This is a genomic window from Bradyrhizobium sp. 164 (assembly GCF_023073715.1).
GTDB lineage: Bacteria > Pseudomonadota > Alphaproteobacteria > Rhizobiales > Xanthobacteraceae > Bradyrhizobium.
In genome coordinates, this window is the sequence record NZ_JADPKA010000050.1 from 114,416 (window position 1) to 137,341 (window position 22,926).

General features: G+C 63.8%; 22 protein-coding genes and 1 tRNA gene. 14 read left to right on the forward strand and 9 right to left on the reverse strand.

The genetic code is table 11. The annotated features are described in order from the left end of the window. The first annotated feature begins 17 nt into the window (after window positions 1-17). The 7 genes from IVB01_RS17835 to IVB01_RS17865 all read left to right on the forward strand — a co-directional run bounded on the left by IVB01_RS17835 (window position 18) and on the right by IVB01_RS17865 (window position 6,731). The gene (locus IVB01_RS17835) at window positions 18-1,463 is read left to right on the forward strand and encodes an FAD-binding oxidoreductase (RefSeq protein WP_247276893.1); all 1,446 of its coding nucleotides are present in this window, start codon (window positions 18-20) and stop codon (window positions 1,461-1,463) included. Further along, the gene (locus IVB01_RS17840; RefSeq protein WP_247420197.1) at window positions 1,460-2,566 is read left to right on the forward strand and encodes a four-carbon acid sugar kinase family protein; all 1,107 of its coding nucleotides are present in this window, start codon (window positions 1,460-1,462) and stop codon (window positions 2,564-2,566) included. The genes IVB01_RS17835 and IVB01_RS17840 overlap by 4 nt, the downstream gene beginning before the upstream one ends. Then, complete coding sequence (gene pdxA, locus IVB01_RS17845) at window positions 2,563-3,600, forward strand: 4-hydroxythreonine-4-phosphate dehydrogenase PdxA (RefSeq protein ID WP_247276895.1); 1,038 nt, start codon at window positions 2,563-2,565, stop codon at window positions 3,598-3,600. Before IVB01_RS17840 ends, pdxA begins: the two co-directional genes overlap by 4 nt. Before the next feature lie 11 nt (window positions 3,601-3,611). Continuing rightward, window positions 3,612-4,742 carry an iron-containing alcohol dehydrogenase gene (locus IVB01_RS17850; RefSeq protein WP_247276896.1) on the forward strand — a complete coding sequence of 377 codons (1,131 nt, stop codon included), beginning with the start codon at window positions 3,612-3,614 and terminating at the stop codon, window positions 4,740-4,742. Between the two features lie 143 nt (window positions 4,743-4,885). Continuing rightward, a complete protein-coding gene (locus IVB01_RS17855) occupies window positions 4,886-5,857 on the forward strand; it encodes a tripartite tricarboxylate transporter substrate binding protein (protein ID WP_247276897.1) in 972 nt (323 codons plus the stop codon). A 264-nt stretch (window positions 5,858-6,121) separates the two neighbouring features. Next, a tRNA-Gln gene (locus IVB01_RS17860) sits at window positions 6,122-6,195 on the forward strand. Between the two features lie 173 nt (window positions 6,196-6,368). Continuing rightward, entirely contained in the window at window positions 6,369-6,731 is a 363-nt protein-coding gene (locus IVB01_RS17865) for a DUF1428 family protein (protein WP_247276898.1), read from the forward strand. Window positions 6,732-6,740: 9 nt separating this feature from the next. On the opposite strand, the gene IVB01_RS17870 is transcribed toward IVB01_RS17865, so the two are convergent. The 3 genes from IVB01_RS17870 to IVB01_RS17880 form a co-directional block, all read right to left on the reverse strand. Beyond that, window positions 6,741-7,307 (reverse strand): invasion associated locus B family protein, encoded by a 567-nt coding sequence (locus IVB01_RS17870; RefSeq protein ID WP_247276899.1) that lies wholly within the window; start codon window positions 7,305-7,307, stop codon window positions 6,741-6,743. A gap of 64 nt (window positions 7,308-7,371) precedes the next feature. Next, a complete protein-coding gene (locus IVB01_RS17875; protein WP_247276900.1) occupies window positions 7,372-10,518 on the reverse strand; it encodes a multidrug efflux RND transporter permease subunit in 3,147 nt (1,048 codons plus the stop codon). Next, on the reverse strand, window positions 10,515-11,687 hold the full coding sequence (locus tag IVB01_RS17880) for an efflux RND transporter periplasmic adaptor subunit (RefSeq protein WP_247276901.1): 1,173 nt from the start codon (window positions 11,685-11,687) through the stop codon (window positions 10,515-10,517). Before IVB01_RS17880 ends, IVB01_RS17875 begins: the two co-directional genes overlap by 4 nt. 376 nt (window positions 11,688-12,063) lie before the next feature. Here IVB01_RS17880 and IVB01_RS17885 point away from each other — a divergent pair, with 376 nt between their 5' ends. The 6 genes from IVB01_RS17885 to IVB01_RS17910 all read left to right on the forward strand — a co-directional run bounded on the left by IVB01_RS17885 (window position 12,064) and on the right by IVB01_RS17910 (window position 17,870). Further along, window positions 12,064-12,303: a hypothetical protein gene (locus tag IVB01_RS17885; protein WP_247276902.1), complete on the forward strand. Its 240-nt coding sequence runs from the start codon at window positions 12,064-12,066 to the stop codon at window positions 12,301-12,303. 223 nt (window positions 12,304-12,526) lie between these two features. Continuing rightward, window positions 12,527-14,929: a TonB-dependent receptor gene (locus tag IVB01_RS17890; protein WP_247276976.1), complete on the forward strand. Its 2,403-nt coding sequence runs from the start codon at window positions 12,527-12,529 to the stop codon at window positions 14,927-14,929. Window positions 14,930-14,931: 2 nt separating this feature from the next. Continuing rightward, window positions 14,932-15,621, forward strand: coding sequence for a Fe2+-dependent dioxygenase (locus tag IVB01_RS17895; RefSeq protein ID WP_247276903.1), 690 nt, complete (start codon window positions 14,932-14,934; stop codon window positions 15,619-15,621). Continuing rightward, entirely contained in the window at window positions 15,618-16,583 is a 966-nt protein-coding gene (gene exbB / locus IVB01_RS17900; RefSeq protein ID WP_247276904.1) for a tonB-system energizer ExbB, read from the forward strand. Before IVB01_RS17895 ends, exbB begins: the two co-directional genes overlap by 4 nt. A gap of 3 nt (window positions 16,584-16,586) precedes the next feature. Continuing rightward, the gene (gene exbD / locus IVB01_RS17905) at window positions 16,587-17,045 is read left to right on the forward strand and encodes a TonB system transport protein ExbD (protein WP_247276905.1); all 459 of its coding nucleotides are present in this window, start codon (window positions 16,587-16,589) and stop codon (window positions 17,043-17,045) included. A 9-nt stretch (window positions 17,046-17,054) separates the two neighbouring features. Beyond that, window positions 17,055-17,870: a TonB family protein gene (locus IVB01_RS17910; protein ID WP_247276906.1), complete on the forward strand. Its 816-nt coding sequence runs from the start codon at window positions 17,055-17,057 to the stop codon at window positions 17,868-17,870. Here the strand turns inward: IVB01_RS17910 and IVB01_RS17915 are convergent. From IVB01_RS17915 to IVB01_RS17925, 3 genes are all read right to left on the reverse strand, one after another. Next, entirely contained in the window at window positions 17,858-18,280 is a 423-nt protein-coding gene (locus IVB01_RS17915) for a hypothetical protein (protein ID WP_247276977.1), read from the reverse strand. The genes IVB01_RS17910 and IVB01_RS17915 overlap by 13 nt on opposite strands. A gap of 63 nt (window positions 18,281-18,343) precedes the next feature. After that, the gene (locus tag IVB01_RS17920) at window positions 18,344-19,024 is read right to left on the reverse strand and encodes a site-2 protease family protein (protein WP_247276907.1); all 681 of its coding nucleotides are present in this window, start codon (window positions 19,022-19,024) and stop codon (window positions 18,344-18,346) included. 78 nt (window positions 19,025-19,102) lie between these two features. Beyond that, window positions 19,103-19,966 carry a LysR family transcriptional regulator gene (locus IVB01_RS17925; protein ID WP_247420192.1) on the reverse strand — a complete coding sequence of 288 codons (864 nt, stop codon included), beginning with the start codon at window positions 19,964-19,966 and terminating at the stop codon, window positions 19,103-19,105. An 89-nt stretch (window positions 19,967-20,055) separates the two neighbouring features. Between IVB01_RS17925 and IVB01_RS17930 the strand changes: the two genes are divergently transcribed. Next, window positions 20,056-20,964, forward strand: coding sequence for a DMT family transporter (locus tag IVB01_RS17930; protein WP_247494715.1), 909 nt, complete (start codon window positions 20,056-20,058; stop codon window positions 20,962-20,964). Window positions 20,965-20,966: 2 nt separating this feature from the next. Here IVB01_RS17930 and IVB01_RS17935 read toward each other — a convergent pair whose 3' ends face one another. Genes IVB01_RS17935 through IVB01_RS17945 form a run of 3 tightly spaced genes read right to left on the reverse strand, consistent with a single transcriptional unit; the run spans window position 20,967 to window position 22,864 of the window. Continuing rightward, on the reverse strand, window positions 20,967-21,359 hold the full coding sequence (locus IVB01_RS17935; protein ID WP_247494716.1) for a GFA family protein: 393 nt from the start codon (window positions 21,357-21,359) through the stop codon (window positions 20,967-20,969). 7 nt (window positions 21,360-21,366) lie between these two features. Further along, complete coding sequence (locus IVB01_RS17940; RefSeq protein WP_247276911.1) at window positions 21,367-22,113, reverse strand: SDR family NAD(P)-dependent oxidoreductase; 747 nt, start codon at window positions 22,111-22,113, stop codon at window positions 21,367-21,369. A 19-nt stretch (window positions 22,114-22,132) separates the two neighbouring features. Beyond that, window positions 22,133-22,864 (reverse strand): SDR family oxidoreductase, encoded by a 732-nt coding sequence (locus IVB01_RS17945; RefSeq protein WP_247276912.1) that lies wholly within the window; start codon window positions 22,862-22,864, stop codon window positions 22,133-22,135. Window positions 22,865-22,926 lie beyond the last annotated feature (62 nt).

The following is a 22,926-nucleotide window of genomic DNA, read 5'->3' on the forward strand; positions in this document are numbered from 1 at the left end:
GGCAGCGAGGCGATCCGATGTCCGACTCCTTCCAGGATGCGCTGCCCGGGCTCGCTGACATCGTCGGCGACAAGCACGTCATCCCGTCCGGACCCGACCATGAGCCCTATGTGGTGGACTGGCGCGGTCGCTATCACGGTCGCGCAATCGCGGTGGTGAAGCCCGCCTCGACCGCCGAGGTCGCCTCAATCGTCAAATACTGCGCGGCAAGGCAGCTCGCGATCGTGCCGCAGGGCGGCAACACAGGCATGTGCGGGGCCGCGACGCCGGACGATCGTGCGGGCAATGTCGTGATCCGGCTCGACCGTCTGCGGGCCGTGCGCGACGTCAGCCCGCTCGCCAACACGATCACGGTGGAAGCTGGCTGTATCCTCGCCGAGGTGCAGAACGCAGCCCGTAGCGTCGATCGCTATTTTCCCTTGAGTCTGGGTGCCGAGGGCTCCTGCCAGATCGGCGGCAACATCTCCACCAATGCCGGCGGCACGGCCGTGCTGCGCTACGGACCGACACGCGATCTGGTCCTCGGGCTCGAGGTCGTGCTGCCCGACGGGCGTGTCTTTAACGGCCTGCGCGCGCTGCGCAAGGACAACACCGGTTACGCGCTCAAGCAGCTCTTCATCGGCGCAGAAGGCACTCTCGGCATCGTCACGGCGGCGGTCCTGAAACTGTTTGCACCGCCGCGCAGCTTCGCGCTGGCGCTGCTGAAATTGCAAGGCGTCGAGCAGGCGCTCGAGATCATGCAGCGCCTGCGCGGCACAGTCGGCGACCGGCTCGGCAGCCTCGAGATCATGTCGCGCTCGCAAATCGAAGCGATTGCGCAGACCGTGCCGCATGTCACGATCCCATTCGAGCTGACGACGCCTTGGTATCTGATCGTCGAACTGACCGACACGCTCGCAGGCGTTGACCTCGACGAACCGCTCGCCACGGTGCTCGCGGCAGCGATGGAGGCCGGGCTCGCTGAAGACGTGATCTTCGCGTCCAACCTTGCGCAAGCCAAGGCGATCTGGGTGGTCAGGCACAGCGTGTCCGAAGGCAACAAGCGCAGCGGCTATGTCGTGTCGCATGACAGCGTGGTGCCGCTGGAGAGGCAGGCGGCCTTCGTGACCAATGTCGAAGCCCGGATCAAGGCCGCCGTCCCGCATGCGCGCGTCGTGATGCACGGCCATATCGGCGACGGCAACATCCACGTGATCGCCCTGATTGACCGCGCGCGTTGCCAGGATGGCGCTGCCACGGCCGCGCTGGTGGCGGAGATCAACGAGATCGTCGACGACGAGACCGCCGCGCAGGGCGGAGCCATCAGTGCCGAGCACGGCATTGGCATCACCAATTGCGGCCGCCTCGCTCGCGTTACTGATCCCCTCGACATCGAGCTGATGCGTGATATCAAGCGCTTGCTCGACCCGAATGGACTGATCAATCCGGGCAAGATCTTTAGTGCCGGAGGCGCGCGACGATGACGAGCGTCCGCCTGCTTGCCGACGATCTCTCCGGTGCACTCGACACCGCGGCGGAGTTCGTCGGTCTGTGCGGGCCGTTCGACGTCACCTGGCTACCTGCGCCTGCAGTACCGAACAGTCGGAGCCTCGCGATCGATAGCGGTACCCGCGAGCGGTCGAAAGCCAAGAGCGTCGAGATCGTTGGACGACTGGCGCCGCAGCTCCGCGGGGCGACGATCGCCTACAAGAAGGTCGATAGTCTCCTTCGTGGCGCGTGGGCGGCCGAGCTCGGCGCCTGCCTGCATAGCGGCGATTGGGCGTCCTGCGTAGTCGCGCCCGCCTTCGACTATCAGGGGCGCCGCACCGTGGATGGCCAGCAATTCGCGCGCACGCTACAAGGCGAGTGGCATCGCGTCGGCGACAATCTCCTGACCGAGCTGCGGCAGGAAGACATCGAGGCGCGGCAGGGCGGGGCCGATACGCTATCGCAGGGCGGCGTTCAGGTTTTCGATGCCGAAAGTGATATCGACCTCGATCGTATCGTCCAGATGGGACGGCGGATGCCAGGGCCTGTGCTGTGGTGCGGAAGCGGTGGGCTCGCCGGCGCGCTCGCCCGCAGCCATCGCGCCGAGGCGCCGGGCCAATTGAAGCTGCCGGTGCTGGGGCTGTTCGGCTCGGATCAGCCTGCGACTGCGTCTCAGCTGGCCGCGTGCGGCGCGGCAACCATCGCACTTGCGGAAGGCGGGAGCGCGGCGCCTGTCCGGCACAAGCTTGCCGATGACGGCGTGGCACTGGTCAAATTCGCTCTCGCCGAGGGCCTGGCCCGCGCCGAGGCGGCGCGGCGGATTGCGCGCGAAATGTCGGCACTGATCGCGGCGCTCGAACCTCCGGGCACGCTGATCGTTGCCGGCGGCGAGACCCTGAAGGCGGCGTGCGTTGCCCTTGGCGCGCATGCGCTCCAGGTGACGGGACGTATTGTGCCGGGACTGCCGCGCTCGATCTTGCAGGGCGGCCGTTGGGCCGGCGTCGACGTCATCTCGAAATCCGGTGCATTCGGACCAAGCGAGCTCTGGCGCGATCTACTCCGGGACAATCATTTGCTCAATATGGGGAGCCCGACATGACCTCTTGTCATCTTGCCATCACCATGGGTGATCCCGCCGGGATCGGGCCGGAGATCATCGTCAAGGCTTGCGTCGCGCTGAAGGACCGGATCACGAAGGGCGATCTGCGCCTGTTGATCATCGGCAGCGGCGCGGCGCTTGATGGCGCGAGAGCGGCACTCGGCGCCAATGTCGCCATTCCCGAAGTCAGTGTCGAGGACCCCGACTGGTCCAATCTCTGTTTTCTTCAGGCCGACGTCGAGGGCGACCCGATCAGGCCTGGCGTGCTCAGCGCCGATGGCGGCCGCTTTGCCTACAAAGCGATCGAGCAGGGCGTGCGCCTGACGCAGGCGGGCCGCACCGCCGCCATCGTCACGGCGCCGCTGAACAAGGAAGCGCTCAACAGGGCCGGCTATCATTTTCCTGGACATACCGAGATGCTCGCACATCTCACCGGCGTGCGCGGCTCGGTAATGCTGCTGGCCCATGGCAACATGCGCGTCAGCCATGTCTCGACCCATGTCGCGCTGGAGGACGTGCCGAAGCGCCTGACGCCGGAGCGCCTGCGCATGGTGATCGACCTCACCGATGGCGCGCTGCGCCGGCTCGGCATCGAACGGCCGAAGATCGCGATCGCTGCGCTCAACCCGCATGCCGGCGAGGGCGGTCTGTTCGGCCGGCAGGACATCGACGTCTCGGCGCCGACGATCGCCAGGGCGGTCGCCGACGGTCTCGACGTCGTCGGCCCCGTGCCTGGCGATACCATTTTCGTCAAGCTGCGCGCCGGCCAGTACGATGCCGCGGTCGCGATGTATCACGACCAGGGCCACATCCCGGTCAAGCTGCTCGGCTTCCAGGTCGATCCCGCGACCGGCCGCTGGCAGGAGCTCTCCGGCGTCAACATCACGCTAGGCCTGCCGATCATCCGCACCTCCGTCGATCACGGCACCGCCTTCGACATTGCCGGCAAGGGCATAGCCAACGAGCACAGCCTGATCGAGGCCATCGATTATGCCGAGCGGCTGGCCGCAGGCGCTTCCGCATCCAAGTCATGAGATCGAACACGATGACCAACGCCTTCACGCCCATTGAAATCCTCCGCCCGACTGCGATCGAGTTCGGCTGCGGTACAATCGCCGCCGCAGCGCGTTTCGCCGAGCGGATCGGCGCCAAACGGCCGCTGGTGATCTCGGACCCATTCAATGCGCAACGCGTCGATACGCTTGCGTTGCCGGGCTCAGTGAAGGTGTTCGGCGATGTGAAGCCCGAGCCGGACTTGCCCAATCTCGAGAAGGCTGTTGCCATGGCGCGCGACGCCAAGCCCGATCTCGTCGTCGGGTTCGGCGGCGGCAGCGCGATGGATCTGGCCAAGCTGGTCGCGGTGATGTGCACGAGCGACGTGGCTTTCGCCGACATCGTCGGGTCAGAGAAAGTGGCCAGCCGCAACGTGGCGCTGATGCAGATTCCCACCACGTCGGGCACTGGCAGCGAAGCCGGCACCCGCGCGCTCGTCACCGACCCCGTGAGCCAGAACAAGCAGGCGGTGCAGAGCCGCGTCATGCTGGCTGACATTGCCATCGTCGATCCGGATCTGACAATGACCGTGCCGAAGGAGGTCACTGCGGCGACTGGCGTCGACGCGCTGGCGCATTGCGTCGAGGCTTATACCAGCCGCAAGGCGCATCCGATGATCGACCTCTATGCGCTCGAAGGCGCGCGCCTGGTTGGGCTGTATCTCAAGCGGGCGGTGGCCGATGGTGGCGATCGCAAGGCGCGCGCGGGCCTGGCGCTGGCCTCGCTCTATGGCGGCTATTGCCTGGGACCGGTGAACACGACCGCCGGCCATGCGGTCGCGTATCCGCTCGGCACGCGTCACCATGTGGCGCATGGGCTTGCCTGCGCGGTGATCTTCCCGCACACCCTGGCCTTCAATATGCCGGCCGTGGAGGCGAAGACCGTCGCGGTGCTCCAGGCGCTTGGATTGCCGAAGCAGGGCGATGCAAAGCTGGCGTTCGACGCAACCTACAAGTTCTGCGCCGATCTCGGTATCGAGATGCGGTTGTCGGGGCTCGGCGTGTCCAGGGACGACCTCGGCGTGATGGCCGACGAGGCGTACGCCATTCGCCGCCTGCTCGACAACAATCCGCGCGATCTTAGCCGGGATGCGATCCTGCACATGTATGAGGTCGCGTTCTAAAGCATGATCCGGAAAAGTGTGTAGCGGTTTCCGAAACGATCATGCTCAAACAAAAACCTAAAGCGCGATGCATCACGCTTTAGCCATCCCCGCCGCTCGTTCGCGGCAGCCAATCAACAACACTGAAAACAGAGGAAACTTCGATGAGATCGCTGTGGCTTGTTCTTGCCTCACTCATGCTGCTGGCGGCGTCGCCGGCCAAGGCCCAGGACGGTTATCCGTCCAAGCAGGTGACGGTGATCGTGCCCTTCGCCGCCGGCGGCACCGCGGATATCTTCGCGCGCATGGTCGCCAACGATTTGCAGGTGAAGTTCGGCAAGCCCTTCGTGGTCGAGAACGTCGGCGGCGCCGGCTCGATCCTCGGCGTGACGCGGTTAGCGAGGTCGGCGCCGGATGGCATCACGCTCGGTCTTGCTAGCACGTCTGCGCTCGCAATCAACCCCACGCTCTACGGGCCGAAGCTCAGCTATCAGGCGGACAAGGATCTTGCGCCGGTCGCCCAGATCAGCGTCGTGCCCAATGTGCTTGTCGTGAACCCCAACAAGATCAAGGCGCGCACCGTGCCGGAGCTGATCGCCTATCTGAAAGCCAATCCGGACAAGGTCTCGTTCGGCTCGGCCGGCGTCGGCACCTCGCAGCATCTGGCAGCCGAATTGTTTCAGCAGATGACCGGCACCAAGATGGTGCACGTACCCTACAAGGGCTCCAGCCAGATGCTAACTGACCTGTTGAGCGGCCAGATCGATCTCGCCTTCGACAACGTGCCGCTGCTGTTGCCACAAGTGAAGACCGGCCAGCTCGCGATGCTTGCGACCGCAACGCCGAAACGCGCCACTTTCGATCCTGAAGTGCCCGCCGTCGCCGAATTCCTGCCGGGCTTCGAGGCCGTGGCCTGGCACGGCTTCTTCGTGCCATCAGGCACACCGAAGCCGATCGTCGAGAAGCTCTCGGCCGAAATCCGCGTCTTCATGCAGCAGCCGGAGACGGTGCAGAAGATGGCCGAACTCGGCGCCACCGCGGTCGCGGTGGATTCCGAGCCCTTCAAGGCCTACATCGTCTCCGAGACCGAGCGGTGGAAGAAGGTGATCGAAGCCGCGAACATCAAGCTGGACTAAGCGCCTAAGGCGCTGGCGACGTTCGAGACGTCTGCGGGCCGGACCGTGACCCGATCGCCTCATGCGGTCGGGCGCGGTCCTTGTCGCCGCGGACTCCGACCTCTCGTGCCATCGCCCGTCGAGACAACCCAGTACCGCAGCGCTTGCCAGCCCAGAGCCGAGCGGGTAGAACGCTGCCACGCCTGAGCCGTGATTTGCGCCAAACGCGCTTCCGGCCACGGTCGAGCAAGTCGACAAGTCCTTGAATTTGTTCGACTATTCCGGTGGGGAATGGTGTAATGGTAGCACAACAGACTCTGACTCTGTTTGTCTTGGTTCGAATCCAGGTTCCCCAGCCAATTCCGGGCGCTTTTTCCCAGACTTAACCCCCCGGCCTCTCTGCGGCAGGGACCAAAATTCGTTGACGGCACCATCGATCGCGACCGTTTGCCTCATCTGAAAATCGCGTTTCGTGTCGGATCGCAGTGCGCCCCATCGTCCTCGGACCACACACAACCGAAGGAGATCCGTGATGCCCTATGTCGATGGTTTCGTGCTGGCCGTGCCGAAGGACAAGATCGAGGCCTACAAGGCGCTGGCGACGACCGCCTGCGCGCTCTGGCTGGAGCACGGCGCGCTCGACTATGTCGAATGCATCGGTGACGACGTTCCCTATGGCGAGCTCACCTCGTTTCCGCGCGCGGTCATGGCGAAGGAGGACGAGATCGTGGTTTTCTCCTGGATCGTCTACCGCGACCGGGAGACCCGCGATGCCATCAACAAGAAGGTGATGGCGGACCCGCGGCTCAAGTGCACCGACATTCCATTCGACGGCAAGCGCATGATCTATGGCGGCTTCTCGACGCTGCTTCGGGCAGGCGACATCGCGACCTGACGGCGCTCGTTACTTGATCTTGTCGTAGGCCGCGGCGAAGTCGTTGAGTGGCATCGGGATCGCGATCGTTTCCTTGGCCATGTTCTGGAAGGAAACCTTCAACTGCTTGCCCACCCGCAAGGCGGCGAGCAGATCCGGCGCGACCGGCGTCGAGGCGTAGCAGCCGCGGTTCTCGCAGGTCTGGATCTCGAGATCGAACGTCTTGCCCTCGTCGACCTGGAGCTTGGCGCCGACGGGCAGGTTGAGGCCGAGCGGCAATTGCAGCAGCGCGATCGGCGTGCGGGTGTCGGGCGCGATGCGGATGTTGATCAGGATGACGGTCTGGCCGGTCTTGGTCAGTACAGCGTTCTGCTCCATTGCGCATTCGAGCGGCGCGTCGCGGCTCGCGCTGGTGCAGCGCACGATCCAACCGGGCTGGCCCGGAGCGCCGTCCGCCTGCGCTTGCGTCGGGACAGGCGCGGGATGTGCGGTCGAGGTAGGCGGAGCGGCGTTCTTCTTGGCGCCCTGCTGGGCATACGCAGCGCTGGTCGACAACAAGACAGCGGCGAGGGCGACAAGTCTGGATTGCATGAACATGGCGAAACCGCGTTAGCGTGAACCGTGAGTCCCGCTGTAGCGTCGCGAGAGGTGCGGTGCAAGCTTACTCGGCGGCTTGCTTGACGGTGCTGTGCTCGGGCGCCTCGTCGCCTTCGCCGTCACCCGAACGGCCCCAGGTGGAGAACCAGTTGTTGAGCTTGTCGAGATAGAGATAGACCACCGGCGTGGTGAACAGCGTCAGCGCTTGGCTGACGATCAGGCCGCCGACCATGGCGTAGCCGAGCGGTTGGCGGATCTCGGCGCCGGTGCCGTGGCCGAGCATCAGCGGCACGCCGCCTAGCAGCGCGGCCATCGTGGTCATCATGATTGGCCGGAAGCGAAGGAGCGCGGCCTGGCGGATCGATTGCTCCGGCGTCTTGTGTTCGTCGCGTTCGGCGGCGATCGCGAAGTCGACCATCATGATGCCGTTCTTCTTCACGATGCCGATCAGCAGGATGATGCCGATCAGCGCGATCAGGCTGAAGTCGAAGCCGGCCGCCATCAAGATCGCGAGCGCGCCGACGCCGGCCGAGGGCAGGGTCGACAGGATGGTGATCGGATGGATATAGCTCTCGTAGAGGATGCCGAGGATCAGGTAGACCACGACGAGCGCGGCGAGGATCAACAGCGGCACGGTGCCGAGCGATTGCTGGAACGCCTGCGCGGTGCCCTGGAAGCTCGAATTCAGCGTCGGCGGCGCGCCGAGCTCGGTCATCGCCCGCTGCACGGCTTCCGTGGCCTGGCCAAGCGCGGCGCCTTGCGCGAGGTTGAAGCTGATCGTGATCGCCGGGAACTGACCCTGATGGCTGATCGAGAGCGGGCGGACCGGATCGGTGGTCCAGGTCGCGAAGGTCGACAGCGGCACCTGCTCGCCGGTCAGCGGCGATTTCAAATAGAGCTTGTTCAGGCTTTCGAGATCGCCCTGCATCTCGGGCAGGATCTCGAGGATCACCTTGTAGGTGTTGAGCTGGGTGAAATACTGCGTGACCTGCCGCTGGCCGAAGGCGTCATACAGCGTGTCGTCGATCATCTGCGGCTGGATACCATAGCGCGAGGCGGTGTCGCGGTTGATCTTGAGCTGGACCGTGGTGCCCTGCGTCTGCTGGTCCGTCGCGACGTCGCGCAGCTCCGGCAACGTCTGCATCTTGGCGAGGATCTTCGGTGCCCAGTCGTTGAGCTCGGCGAGATCGGCGTCCTGTAGGGTGAACTCGAACTGCGTGCGGGTCGGCCGGCCGCCGAGCCGGACGTCCTGGGCCGCTTGCATGTAAAGACGGGCGCCCTCGACCTTGTCGAACTGCGGACGCAGGCGCGCGATGATCTGCTGAGCCGATGCCTCGCGCATATCGCGAGGCTTCAGTGTGATGTACAGGGCGCCATTGTTGCCGGCGCGTCCGCTGCCGCCGATCGCCATGGCAACGCTCGCAACGTCGGGATCGGCCAGGATGATCTTGCCGAGCTGCTCCTGGCGTCTGAGCATCTCCTTGAAAGAAATGTCCTGCGAGGCTTCGGACGTGGCCGTGATCAAGCCGACGTCCTGTTGCGGGAAGAAGCCCTTCGGGATCAGAATGAACAGGTAAATCGACAATCCAAGCGTGGCGAAGAAGATCGCGAGCGTGGTGCGGCGCCAGGCCAGAGCGTGGTCGAGCACATATTCGTAGCCGCGCAACATGCCGTCGAAGGCGCGCTCACTCCATTGGTAGAACTTGCCGTGGGTCACCTCGCCATGCGCGCGCAGGAAGCGCGAGGCCATCATCGGCGTCAGCGTCAGCGACACGAACATCGAGACGAAGATCGTCATCGCCAGCACTACGGCGAATTCGCGGAACAGGCGCCCGATGATGCCTCCCATCAGCAGCAGGGGAATCAGCACCGCGACCAGCGAGATGCTGATCGAGACGATGGTGAAACCGATTTCCTTGGAGCCCTTGAAGGCCGCCGCGAGCGGGGATTCGCCTTCCTCGATATAGCGGGTGATGTTCTCGAGCATCACAATGGCGTCGTCGACCACGAATCCGACCGCGATGGTGAGCGCCATCAGCGACAGATTGTCCAGCGAATAGCCGACCACCCACATCAAGGCGCACGCACCCAATAATGCCAATGGCACCGTCACCGTGGGAATGACGGTGGCCCAGAAGCTGCGCAGGAAGATGAAGATGACCATGACCACGAGCGCGATGGTCAGCAGCAGCGTGAACTGGACGTCCTCGACCGCGGCACGGATCGTGGTGGTGCGGTCGCTGATCAGCTCGATCTTGATTGCGGGCGGAATAGCGGCCACCAGCCTGGGTAGGGTGGCCTTGATGCGGTCGACAGTGTCGATGACGTTGGCACCGGGCTGCTTGAAGATCACCAGGAACACGCCGCGCTTGCCGTTGGCCCAGGCCGCCTGCTTGGCGTCTTCGGCGCCGCTGACCGCCTGGCCGATATCGCGGATTCGCAAGGGGCCGCCATTGCGATAGGCGATGATGACGTCGTTCCAGTCCTTGGCGTGGGTGAGCTGGTCGTTGGCGTAGATCGTGTAGGCGCGCTTGGGCCCGTCGATATTGCCCTTCGGGCTGTCGACGGTGGTAATGGCGATCTGGCTGCGGACGTCCTCCATCGACAGGCCCTTGGCGACGAGCTTCGCCGGGTCGATTTGAATGCGGATGGACGGCTTCTGCTGGCCGCCGATGAAGACCTGCGCGACGCCGGAGAGCTGGCTGATTTGCTGGGCGAGCTGGGCGTCGACGGCGTCGCTGACGCTGGTCAGCGGCAGTGTCTCGGAGGTGGCCGACAGCAGCAGGATCGGGGCGTCCGCAGGGTTGACCTTACGGTAGGTCGGCGGCGAGGGCAGGTTCTTCGGGAGCTGGCCGCTGGCGGCGTTGATCGCCCCCTGAACGTCGTTGGCGGCGCCGTCGATGCTGCGATTGAGGTCGAACTGGATGGTGATCGACGCCGTGCCCAGATAGCTCGTCGAGGTCATCTGGGCGATGCCGGGAATTTGGGCGAATTGCCGCTCGAGCGGTTGCGCCACCGACGAGGCCATCGTCTCGGGGCTGCCGCCCGGCAGGTTGGCGGTGACCTGGATGGTCGGGAAGTCCACCTGCGGCAGCGGCGCAACCGGCAGCAGGGGATAGGCGACGAGGCCGACGAAGAGAATGCCGGCCATCAGCAGCGAGGTGCCGATGGGATAACGGATGAAGAGTGCCGAAATCCCGCCCTCGGTCATTCCTGTCGCACCTTGTTCTGGGCCGGATCCGAGCTCGCCACCGCTGTCGAGACGAGGCTTCCAGGCTGCACCTTGAACTGACCGCCGGTGATGACCTGCTGCCCGGGCGTGAGGCCTTCATCAATGACCGAACGTCCATCGATGCCATAGCTGACCTTGATCTTGTGCACTTCGGCCTTGTTGTCCTGATTGACGGTATAGGCGTACAGGCCGTTGGTCGAATGCTGGACTGCATCATCGGGAACGACGGTCGCATCCCTCAGCGTCCGCACCAGAAGACGCGTCGAAACCGACTGGCCCGGCCACAGCGAGTGGTCCTTGTTGTCGAACACCGCCTTGAGCCGAATAGTCCCGCTGCTCGCGTCGACCTGGTTGTTGATGACGGCGAGCTTACCTTCCGCCAGCGTCTTCTTGCCGTCGGTGGTGAAGGCGATCACCTTGAGCGCGCCGGCCTTCTGGCCTTCGCTGATATAGGGAAGCTGGTCTTCCGGTGCCGTGAAGATCACGGCGATCGGCTCGACCTGCGAGATCGTGACGATGCCGGTCTGCGTCGATGCGTTGACGATGTTGCCAATGTCGACCTGGCGCAGCCCCGCGACGCCCGTGATCGGCGCCTTGATCTGGGTGTAGTCGAGCTGGGTCTGGGCGTTGGCGATCGCTGCTTCGTCGGCGGCGATCTGGGCGGTGAGCTGGGCGACGGTGGAGCGCTGGGTATCGACCCGCTGTGCGGTTGCGAATTCGCCGAGCCTCATAGCGCGCTGGAGTTCGAGATTGGCGTTGGCGAGGTTTGCCTCGTCCTGCGCCTTCTTGGCCTTGGCCTGATCGAGGGCGGCTTGATAGGGGCGGGGATCAATCGAGACCAGAAGCTCGCCTTGCTGGACGATCTGGCCTTCGCGGAAGGCGAGCTTGTCGATCTGACCATCCACCCGGCTGCGGACTTGGACGGTGTTGAAGCCCTGAACCGTGCCGAGACCGGTCAGATAGACCGGAAAGTCGGTCTTCTGGACCGGGGCAACGCTGACCGGGACGGGCTGCGGCCGGGGCGGAGCTTTCTCGGCTGTCTGGGTCTTTCCGGCCCCAGGCGAGCCGAATTTCTGCCAACCATAGTAACTCGCGGAGCCCACGGCCGCGATAATCAGAATCCAGAGGATCGGCCGTGTTTTTTTCATATCGGCTCGGCGGCTCTCGTGCCCCCAAGCTACGAATTATGGGGCAATCATAGGGTTCCAGCGCGCTTGTATAATACACGCCAAGTTTAAGTGTAAACAGCACTATCGGTCGAGAATCCTAAACAATTGGAAAGCTTTGCACCCCATGCAGCAGTCTGGCGCGGCGGTGTGCAATGCTGCTTTTTTCCGACTCGAACGATCCGCGTGCGAGCGCTGCCCAATGCCCCGGACGCCGTGTGTGTGGCGCTGGGGGACAACGCGGAAAGCCACCAGGTCGGCAGGTCACGAGAAGGGTTCTAAATCGCGCGCAGCCCGTTTCGGTTGTCAGGAAAATCAGCATCGGTCATATCGGCGCCGCCACGAATGGAGCGCAGCGATGGACGAATTGAACGGCAAGCTGATCGCGTGTCAGATTCTGATCACGGGGCTGATCGCGCGCGTCGCCAACGAGCAGCGCGATCCCTTCCGCTTTCTCACCGACTTCCGCGACGAGATCAAAGCCGTCGTCAACGGCGTCAACATCGCGGGGATGGGCAACACCGATCGCGTGCGTGCGGTCGCGCAGAAAACTGTCGACGAATTGTTCTCGCTGATGAAGCCGCCGAGCAGCGACTGATGCCACGAGCACGACGCCGATTTCGCGGCGTTTTCGCGCTCGTTTTAGAACGACTCCAATCTTTGGTTAGAATGATTTCAAACAGCAGTTTAGAATCGTTTTGATCTGGACCTATTCAAGCGTTCTCGCGGCGTGCTCGCATTGACCCGCTATTTTGTGGCCGATACCACAGCCCATCGTTCATCGAAGTGAATGAGCGAACAGGAAGATGGGGCGTTTGGTAATGGGGCAGGTGGTCGCACCGAAGTCGTTGCGTTCGGTCGTAGCGTTCAACTCAATGGATGAGAAGTCCGCTGGCATTTCCGGCAAGAAGGTTTCAGCAGTCGCGAGCTTGATTGCGGTGGCGTCGGTGTCAAGCGGCGCAGAAGCACAGCAGTCGAACCTGCCGCCGGTGACGGTCGATGCTCCGGTCCAACGTCCGCGTCCGGTGGCCTCGAAGCCTTCGCCGGAGCAGGTCCGCGCCCGCAACGCGCTTCGCCGCGCCGCGCAGCGGCAGCAGGCAGCCCAGCAGACTGCGCCCTCCGTCCCCGCGGGCGAAGTGGACCGCAATCCGTATTCCGATCCGGCGGCGCCGTACAAGGTCGACCACGTCCAGGCTTCCGGCAAGTTTCCCGAGAAGATGCTGAACACGCCCAAGACCATCACGGTGCTCAGTAAGGAAGTGCTCGAGGACAAGAACGCGACGACGCTGAAGGAGATCGGACGTTCGACCGCGGGCGTCACGCTGGGCTCGGGCGAGGGCGGCAACGCGTTCGGCGACCGCTTCTTCATCCGCGGTTTCGACGCGCGCAACGACGTCTTCATCGACGGCATCCGCGATCCCGCCGTGTCCATCCGCGAGAACTTCTTCACCGAGCAGATCGAGATTCTGCGCGGACCGGCATCCTCCTACGCCGGCCGCGGCACCGCCGGCGGCGCGATCAACATCGTCACCAAGCAGGCCGGCGACGTCAACTTCAAGCGGATGGACAGCGAGTTCGGCACCGATCAGACCAAGCGCGTTACGCTCGACGTCAACCAGGTCATCGATCCGACCTTCTCGGTGCGTGCGGGCGGTTTGTTCCAGGACGCCAATGTCGCCGGGCGCAACTACGTGACCGATAATCGCTGGGGCAGCTTCATCTCGACGAAGTACACTCCGACCAGTGACATCAAGATCACAACGAACTACGTCCATACCGACCTCAGCGGCTATCCCGATTTCGGCGTGCCTTATTACAAGCAGGGCAACGTGCCGGTGACCTCGGCCGGCATTCCGCGCGAAAACTGGTACGGCTTCCTCAAGCGCGACTTCCAGACCGCGCGGCAGGATTTCGGCACCGGCACGATCGAGTACAAGGTCAACGAAGCCATCACGCTGACCAGCAAGGTGCGCGGCGAGCATTCACTGCTCAACTACATCGGCACGCTGCCGCAGAACCCGAATACCACCAGCCCCAACCGGCTGCTCTGGACCACGACGGCGAGCGCACAGAGCCGCTACCAGAACGTGGACGTGTGGGCCAATCAGAACGAGGCCACGTTCAAGCTCGACACAGGAGGCGTCAAGCACACCGCGGTGTTCGGCGTCGAATATTCGAACGAGAACATCTCGATCGACCGTTATGCCGGCCTTGCGTCGGAACTGTCCGGCTCCGGATTCACGAGCAACGGTGCTGTCCAGGGCGTCAATCTTTACTCCCCCCAGTTCACCTACATTCCCTTCGGTATACCGTCGCTAATTGGAAATCCGACGCGCTATGGCGTCAACACCAGCAGCGTGTATGTCATGGACACCGCGAATTGGCAGGACACGATCATCGTCAATGGCGGCGTCCGCTACGACGGCTATAGCCAGAGTTCGTCGACCAACGCGGCTTATCTGAAGCAGAACGCCGACCTGGTGAACTACAACGTCGGCCTGGTCTACAAGCCGATGACGATCGGCAGCCTCTATGCGGCTTATGCAACCTCTGCCAATCCGTTCGGATCAGAGCTTGATGCGACCGCTACCGATTACGGTGGTGTTCCGCCCAACACGGCCGTCTTGCTCGGGCCCGAACGCAACAAGGCGATCGAGCTCGGCACCAAATGGGAGCTCGCCGATCGCCACCTGCTGGTGACCGGCGCGCTGTTCCAGACCACCAAGGACAATGCGCGCGAGACCAATGCCGCGGGCTTGCTCACCTCCAATGCGGCCTACCGCATCCAGGGCATCGACATCGAGGCCGAAGGCAAGATCACTGACCGCTGGAGCATCTTCGGCGGCTTGGTGCTGATGCAGTCGAAGGTTACGCAGAGCAACATCCCCTCCAATATCGGCCTTCAGCTTGCCAATATTGCCCACCAGTCGTTCAGCATGCTGACCAAGTACAAGTTCGACGGCGGCTGGGAACTGGGCGGCCAGGCGGTGTACCGCTCGAAAGTCTATGGCGGCACGTTCGCGGCCAACACCAACGAGCTGCCGAGCTATTGGCGTTTCGATGCCTTCGTCGAGAAGAAGATCGACCAGAACTGGACCATGAAGTTCTACGCGCAGAACCTGACCAACAAGCTCTATTACGACTCATTCTATCGCAGCAACGTACCGTTCGTGGCGGTCGCGCCGGGGCGGGCGTTCTACATCGTGACGACAGCGAAGTTCTGATCATGTTGACGTGCCTGCCTGGCGTTCTCAGCAAGGATGATGTGGCGGATTTCCGCCGCATCATGGATGCCAGCGACTGGGAGGACGGCCGCTCCACCGCCGGCGCGCAGTCGGCGATGGTCAAGCGCAACGAGCAATTGCCGCCGGATGGCGAAGTCGCGCGCAAGCTCGGCAACCGCATCATCTCGGCGCTGACGTCGAACCCGCGCTTCATCGCGGCGGCAATCCCGCTCCAGATTTTCCCGCCGCTGTTCAACCGCTATGCGGCGAGCAGCGGTCACCATTTCGGCCTGCACGTCGACAATGCGATCCGCGGCGACCGCCTGACCGGCCTTCGCATCCGCACAGACCTGTCGGTCACGCTTTTCCTCGCCGAGCCGGAAGAGTACGACGGTGGCGAACTTGTGATCGAGGACACCTACGGATCGCACGAAGTCAAGTTGCCAGCCGGCGACTGCGTGCTCTATCCCTCGAGCAGCCTCCATCTGGTCACTCCGGTGACGAGGGGAACGCGGGTTGCGTCTTTCCTCTGGCTTCAGAGCATGGTACGGGACGATCAAGCCCGAAGCATGATCTTTGACCTCGACACCGCGATTCAGGCGCTGGTGGAACGGCTCGGGCGTGACGATCCCGAAACGGTCAAATTGACGGGTATCTATCACAACCTCATTCGCTACTGGGCCGAAGTATGAAGATCATGACCTTCCAAGCCAGCCTTGCCGCCGCCGCGATGCTGGCCGCCGCCTGGCTCGCATCTCCTGCTTCCGCCCAGATACAAACCCCGCCGGCGCCGGCGCAATCGACGGCTCAGCCGGCCCCGGCCGGTGCGCCGCCAGCGGCTACCGCACCTGCTGCCCCGGCACCTTCGGCTTCGACCGCAACCGCGCCCGCTGCTGCGACGGCGCCCCCCGCGACCGCCGCTTCGACCGCCAAGCCCGATGCAGCGGCCGCCATCGCGCCGGCCATGAAGGAATTGTCGCCCTGGGTGATGTTCATGTCGGCGGACGTCATCGTGAAGGCGGTGATGATCGGGCTCGCCTTTGCTTCGCTGGTGACTTGGACCGTCTTCATCGCAAAGTCGATCGAGCTGTCGGTTGCTTCCACCAAGCTGCGCTCGGCGCTGAAGAAGACCGCAGAGGCGCGCTCGCTCGCGGAAGCCCAGATGGCGCTCGGCACTAAGGAGGGCATCCTGCCATCCTTCCTGACGGCGGCCCTGCGTGAGGCGCGGATGTCGGCCGGCCTGTCAAGCGATGCCGGCATCAAGGAGCGCGCCGCTTCGAGCTTTGCCGAGATCGTGCGCGCGGAACAGCGCCGCATCCGCATCGGCATGGGCGTGCTCGCCACCATCGGCTCGACCTCGCCCTTCGTTGGCCTGTTCGGCACGGTCTGGGGCATCATGAACAGCTTCATCGGCATCTCGAAGTCGCAGACCACGAACCTCGCCGTGGTCGCGCCCGGCATCGCCGAGGCGCTGCTCGCCACCGCAATCGGTCTCGTCGCCGCGATCCCCGCCGTCATCATCTACAACCATTTCGCGCGCGTGACGAAAGGCTATCTCGAGCTCGTCAGCCGCGCCTCGGGCGCTGCGGGACGGCTGCTCTCGCGCGATCTCGATCGCAGCCACGGCAGCGTGCATTCGCGCGCAGCGGAGTGAACCATGGGCGTTTCGCTCGCAGACAACGACGGCGAAGACGACGATTTCTCGGAAACGCATGACATCAACGTCACACCGTTTATCGACGTCATTCTGGTGCTGCTGATCATCTTTATGGTCGCAGCGCCGCTCTCGACCGTCGACCTGCCGATCGATCTGCCGACGTCGAGCGCGACGCCGCAGAAGAAGCCAGACAAGCCGACCTATCTCAGCATCAAGCCCGATTTGACGCTTGCGATCGGAGAGAACCCGGTCCATCGGGCGGAGCTGATCGGCACCCTCGACGGTCTGTCCGACATGAGCAAAGACAAGTATGTCTTCCTGCGTGCCGATCGCTCTGTGCCGTATGGCGAGTTGATGGGGGTCATGGAGCTCTTGCGCTCAGGCGGCTATACGCGGGTGAAGCTGGTCGCGCTGGAAGGCGCTCCGGGGGCGCCCTCGGCAGGCGCCGCTCAGCCTTAGAGGCGCACCATGTCGAACGAACCCAGACCATCCAGGAAGCTTTGGGTCTTGGCGGCGGTGGCGGCGCTCGCGCTTCATCTGGGTGGTGCGGCGCTCGCGCTGGCGCACCTGCAAGCCGATGACGGCGACGACGGTCTGGGTGCGGCCGGCGCCGAGTTCGCCGTCGAGGTGGCCTCGCCAAAGGCGCCCGATACCGACCTTCCGCCCGGGCCTGACAGCGAAGCGATGCAGGAGCAGCAGGCGCTTCCCGAGCAGAAGGCTGAGACCAAGGAAACCGAGCTGCCAAAGGATCAGTCGCAACAGGTCGACGATCCTGATCGGGTCGTCACTGAGAACATCTCGAAGAAGCCGCAGGACGAGGATCCGAAGATTGCGGCGGTCGAAACTCCCGCTGCCGAGGCCTCGCCGAAGTCGGTTGCCACGGCACGGCAGGCACTCGATGAAGACGCGCGCGAGGCTGAGAAGGCCTTGGCGCCGGTGCTTGGGCTTGGCAAGGACATCCTGAAGATTACCGCGGACTGGAACCGCAAGATCAGCGCGCATCTGACGGCCCACAAGGTCAATCCGGAGGGCAAGGAGCCCAATAACCAGAAGGTCAAAGTGAGCTTTGCGATCAACCGCAGAGGAAACGTGCTTTCGGTCGAGGTCGTTGAGTCGTCCGGGGACGCGGCTTACGATGCGGCGGCAGTCTCGATTGTCCGTAAATCCGATCCCATTCCGCAGCCGCCCGCCGGGCTGACAGAGGACCGGTTCGAGCGCACCGTCGACATCATTTTCACGCCACCGGACGCGAAGAAAAAGAAGAAGACGGCTCAGCGCCAGTAGAGCCGGATCCCGACATAGACCACGATTAGACAGGCAAAGATCAGCGCCACCGGCAGCGGCCGTTTCTGGGTTCCGGCGAATGCCGTCGCCCCGAAGGCGGCGGCCTTCTTTGGCTTGGGGGTCGGGCGGCGGAAGGCGGTAACATTATCCGCCGCCGTTTCAGGCGGACGGGGGCGGACGTCAGGCGGCGTTCCCGCTCCGCCCATCTCGGCATAGTAGGCCTTGTAGATCGCGCCGATGGTGGCCTCGGTGGCTTCGCCCTCGCTCATCTCCGCCAGCAGGTTCTTGTAGCTCGCGAGGAACTCCTGGGCTTCCGCAGGCAGCGCGGACGCCCCGTTGAGCTTGGCCATCATCTTCCATGTGGCAAAATCGGCGCGGGCGCGGGTGTCGGCGCGTCGCGCGATCAGCATATCGGCAGCTTTGACCAAGTCGGCCTCTGGCCCTTCGGCTTGTGTTCGGGTGTCGCTGTTCAACTACACATTGCCGGTCAGGAACAGAACAGCCTGAATCACATAACCGGTCAACGTTCGCAGTATTGCTGAAATAACATCAAGATTTAGACCGAACTGCGAACCCGCCAGCGGCAGCAGGATCAGGAGGCCGATCAGGATCAGCATCCCGACTGGCTCGAGCCGGGCCAGCGGCAAGGCAAGCCGCTGCGGCAACAGCCCGACCGCGACCCGACCCCCGTCAAGCGGTGGGATCGGCATCATGTTGAACACCGCCAGGATCGCGTTGATCACGAGGGCATTCTTGAGGTTGTCCGCAACCCATTTCGCCGAACTCGCGGGCACCAGTGGCAGGGCATGAAAGGCGAGGGCGGCGGCGAGCGCCAGCAGGACGTTGGTGACGGGCCCGGCCAGCGCCACCCAGACCATGTCGAGCCTGGGGTTGTTCAGCTTGCGGAAATTGACCGGCACCGGCTTGGCGTAGCCGAACAGGAACGGCGAATGCGCAAACAGCAGCATCGCCGGCAGGATCAGGGTCCCGAACGGGTCGATGTGGCGGAGCGGATTGAAGCTGACGCGACCGAGCTGCGAGGCTGTGTTGTCCCCGAGCTGATGCGCGACGAAGGCGTGCGCAGCCTCATGGAAGGTGATGGCGAGCAGCACCGGCATCACCCAGACGGATAGATCATAAAAAGAAATGTTCACCAGCTCATCCGTTTCGGCTTCTGCCCGCGCGCCTCCCAAAGCAGGCCGTATAGGGCCACAACCCTTCACAATCTACCGTTATATGGCGTTCAATTCCGAAATTCCCCGTTGCAAATGGTCCGCGAGAAGGCCGCCTGCCGATGATAGGTGGCGCGCGCGGTGAAGGCGAATTTCCGCCGGCGGCAACGGCGGCATGCCGTCACAATCGGACAGCACGCGAAGGCTCGCCGGCAAGGTCCCTGCTTTCACCACCGTCACCGCGAGGCCTTGAGCCGCAATCGTCTCGACTGCTGCGAGCGTCCGGCTGACATAGGCGAGGCGCCAGGGCACGCCAGCCGTGTCGAGCGCCTCCGCAGCCCATTGCCGGAACAGACACCCTGGCGGGTAGAGTGCCACGGGCAGGGGATTATGCGCCGCGGCGCGATAGGATGAGGCAGCCGCCCAGACCGCCCGCTCACGCCTCAAAAGCTCGCCGTCGCCACATCCTTGCGGATGCATGGCGATGACAAGATCGTAGGCATCGCCGAGCCGCGCCGGCATCGTCGCGGTCAGTCCCGTCTCGATCTCAATCCGGACCAGTGGATGATGCTTGGCAAAGCTCGTCAGCAGGGGCGGAATGACGATGGTGCCGTAGTCGTCCATCACGCCGAGGCGGACCACGGCTTCGGCCTTGCGTGCGCGAAGCGCCCCGACCGCCTCCGCGTTGAGCGCGAGAATGCGCTGCGCATAGGCGCGCAACTCTTCGCCTGCCGCGGTCGGCAGGACGCCGGCCCTGGTGCGCTGGAACAATCTTGTGCCGAGCCGCTCCTCTAAGCGCCTGATTTGAACGCTCACCGCCGATTGGGTCCGGTTGAGGACGTGGGCCGCGCGGGTGAACGAACGATGCTCGGTGACCGCGAGAAATGCCTTCAGCAGATTGGGATCGAGATCTGGTGTGGTCATGATGTAACGTTATCCCAGCATGACGGAAAATCCATTCCCCGTTTCGACGCGCCTCTTATGCTGCCTTCGAAGCATTGATGGGAGCAATCGTGACCGAGATCTCTGGCGTTCTGGCTGCCGTGCTGTCGAGCGGCCTCGGCGGCACTTCGATCGGCGCCACGCGCTATCTCGTGAGTATGCTCGATCCGCTCGCGATCGGCTCGTTCAGGTTCGGCATCGGCTTTCTCCTGCTGCTGCCGCTCACGCTGCTGCGCGGAGACCGCTGGCCGGGGCGAGGGGACCGGGTCGCCGCGATCGGGCTTGGTCTTTTGTTCTTCGCCCTGTTCCCGATCCTATTCAATGCATCGCTGATCTTTACCACCGCCGCGCGCGGCGCGCTCGGTTTGTCGACGCTGCCTCTGCTCTCGCTGGTGATGGGGGCTGCGCTCGGCGCCGAATCGCTCACTTGCCGCAAGTCGATCGGTGTCGTAATTGCGACGTTTGGCGTCGCCCTTGCGCTTCTCTTCGACTTGGCTTCGGCGCCGTCGGGCGCCTGGCGTGGCGATCTGTTGATGATCGCTGCGGCCGCGTGTATGGCACTTTACGGTATCTGGTCAAAGCCGCTGATCCGGCGTTCCAGCCCGATCGCCTTCACGACCATGAGCATGGCGGCAGGCGCGACGTGCCTCATCCTGCTCTCATATGTACGCAGCAGTTTTGTGCCGGTGACCGGCTTCGGCACACCGCAATGGCTCGCGGCGCTCTATCTCGGGGCCTTCGGAGCCGCGCTGACCTTTTATCTCTGGGCCTTCGCGCTCGAGCGGACCACGCCGACGCGTGTCGCGATCTCGGTGACGGTCAATCCGATCACGGCATCGCTGGTTGGCGCCTATTTGCTGCACGAACCGCTAAGCTGGAATCTGGCGGCCGGCATCGTCGCGGTGTTTGTCGGGATATGGATTGCGACGACGGACCAGCGTGCTCAGGCGGTGAGCGCATCCGTTTCAAACCAGGCCTGACATCAAGCCGGGATCGTGGTCTGATATTGCGTCAGGCTGTCGTCGAGCTTCAGCCAGGCAAGCTTTTCCGAGACCCAGATGTGCTCGGTGGGCGCGAAGGCGTTGCGATCATCGAACGTGGCCAGCGCGACGCCGGCGAGCGTACCGTTGCGGCGCCAGGCGAACAGCCGCGTGCCGCACCGCTTGCAGAACACGCGGTCGATGTTCTCGGAGGAGGCGAAGCGGGCGGTATCGCCCTCGACGCTGAGCGCGCGCTGGTCGAATTGCGCGCGGGCGAAGTAGGGCGAGCCCATTGCTTTCTGACAGATGCGGCAATGGCAGATGCGGACGTTGAGCGGTTCGCCCTCGGCCTTGAACCGCACCGCGCCGCAGAGGCATCCGCCTTCCCGGATCATGATGTCCTCAATAAGTTGCGCGACCGCCAGAGATATCGAAGACCGCGCCGGTGGAGAACGCGCAGTCCTCGGATGCGAGCCAGGCCACCATCGCGGCCAGCTCTTCCACCAGCACGAAGCGCCCCTTCGGGATTTTCGACAGCATGAAGTCGATATGCTGCTGCGTCATCTGGTCGAAGATCGCGGTCTTCGCCGCCGCCGGTGTCACCGCGTTGACAAGGATGTCGTGGGCGGCGAGCTCCTTGCCGAGCGATTTCGTCAGTGCGATCAGACCGGCCTTGGACGCCGAATAGTGCGAGGCGTTCGGATTGCCTTCCTTACCGGCGATGGAGGCGATGTTCACGATGCGCCCGTATTTCTGCTTGAGCATCACGGGCACGATCGCCTTGGAGACGATGAAAGGACCGTCCAGGTTGATGCGTAGCACCTTGCGCCATTCCTCGATGTCGGTCTCCCAGACCGGCTTGTTGACGCCGGCGATGCCGGCATTGTTGACGAGGATGTCGATCTTGCCGAAAGCGCCGAGCGTGGCATCGCATGCCTGCTCGACGGCTGCGGTGTCGGTGACATCGACCTTAAAGACGCGGACGCCGTCGCCGATCTCCTTCGCCGTCTTCTCGGCCAGCGCGGCATCGAAATCCCAAATGGCGACCTTGGCGCCGGAGACGACGAAGCGCTCGGTAATCGCGCGGCCAAAGCCCTGCGCGCCGCCGGTGACGACAGCGGCGCGGCCGTTGAGGTCGATCTTGTTCATGAGACGTGACCCCTGAACATCAGAGCATGTAGCCGCCGTCGACGACGAGGTCGACGCCGGTGGTGAAGGCGCTTTCGTCACTGCCGAGATAGACCGCCATCGCCGCGATCTCGTCGGCGGTGCCGAGGCGGCCCATCTTCTGGCGGGAGATGAACATCTCCTTGCCTTGCGGCCCCTGCGCGGCGGCGCGGTCGAGCATCGAGGGCGTCTCGACGGTGCCGGGACAGATGCTGTTGCAGCGGATGCCCTTGGTGATGAAATCGAGCGCGACCGCGCGCGTCAGCAGCGACACCGCCGCCTTCGACGCGCTGTAGACGTAACGGTTGGCCGGCGGCCGCAGCGCCGCGCAGGACGAGATGTTGACGATGCTGCCGCCGCCCCCTGCCAGCATCTCGGGCAGAAACGCCCTGATGGTCCGGTGCATCGACTTGACGTTGAGGTCGAACGAGAAGTCAAAATCCTCTTCCGAGCACTCCAAGATCGTGCCGTGGTGCACGAAGCCCGCAGCGTTGAGCAGGATGTCGATCTTGCCGACGCGCTTGGCGAAGGCGTTGACGTCGGCGGTGTTGCGGACGTCGAGTTTTGCGACTTCGGCGACGCCTTCCTTGGTGAGGCTCGCAATGCCGCTCTCGTTGATATCGGTGGCGATGACGGTCGCGCCCTCACGCGCGAATGCGACGGCGCAGGCACGCCCGATGCCTGCGGCTGCAGCGGTGACGACGGCCCGCTTTCCCTTGAGGCGGTCTGCCATGTTCTTGTTCTCCTTCGTGTAGTTTCAATGCCAACCCACGTCATTGCGAGGAGCTCTTGCGA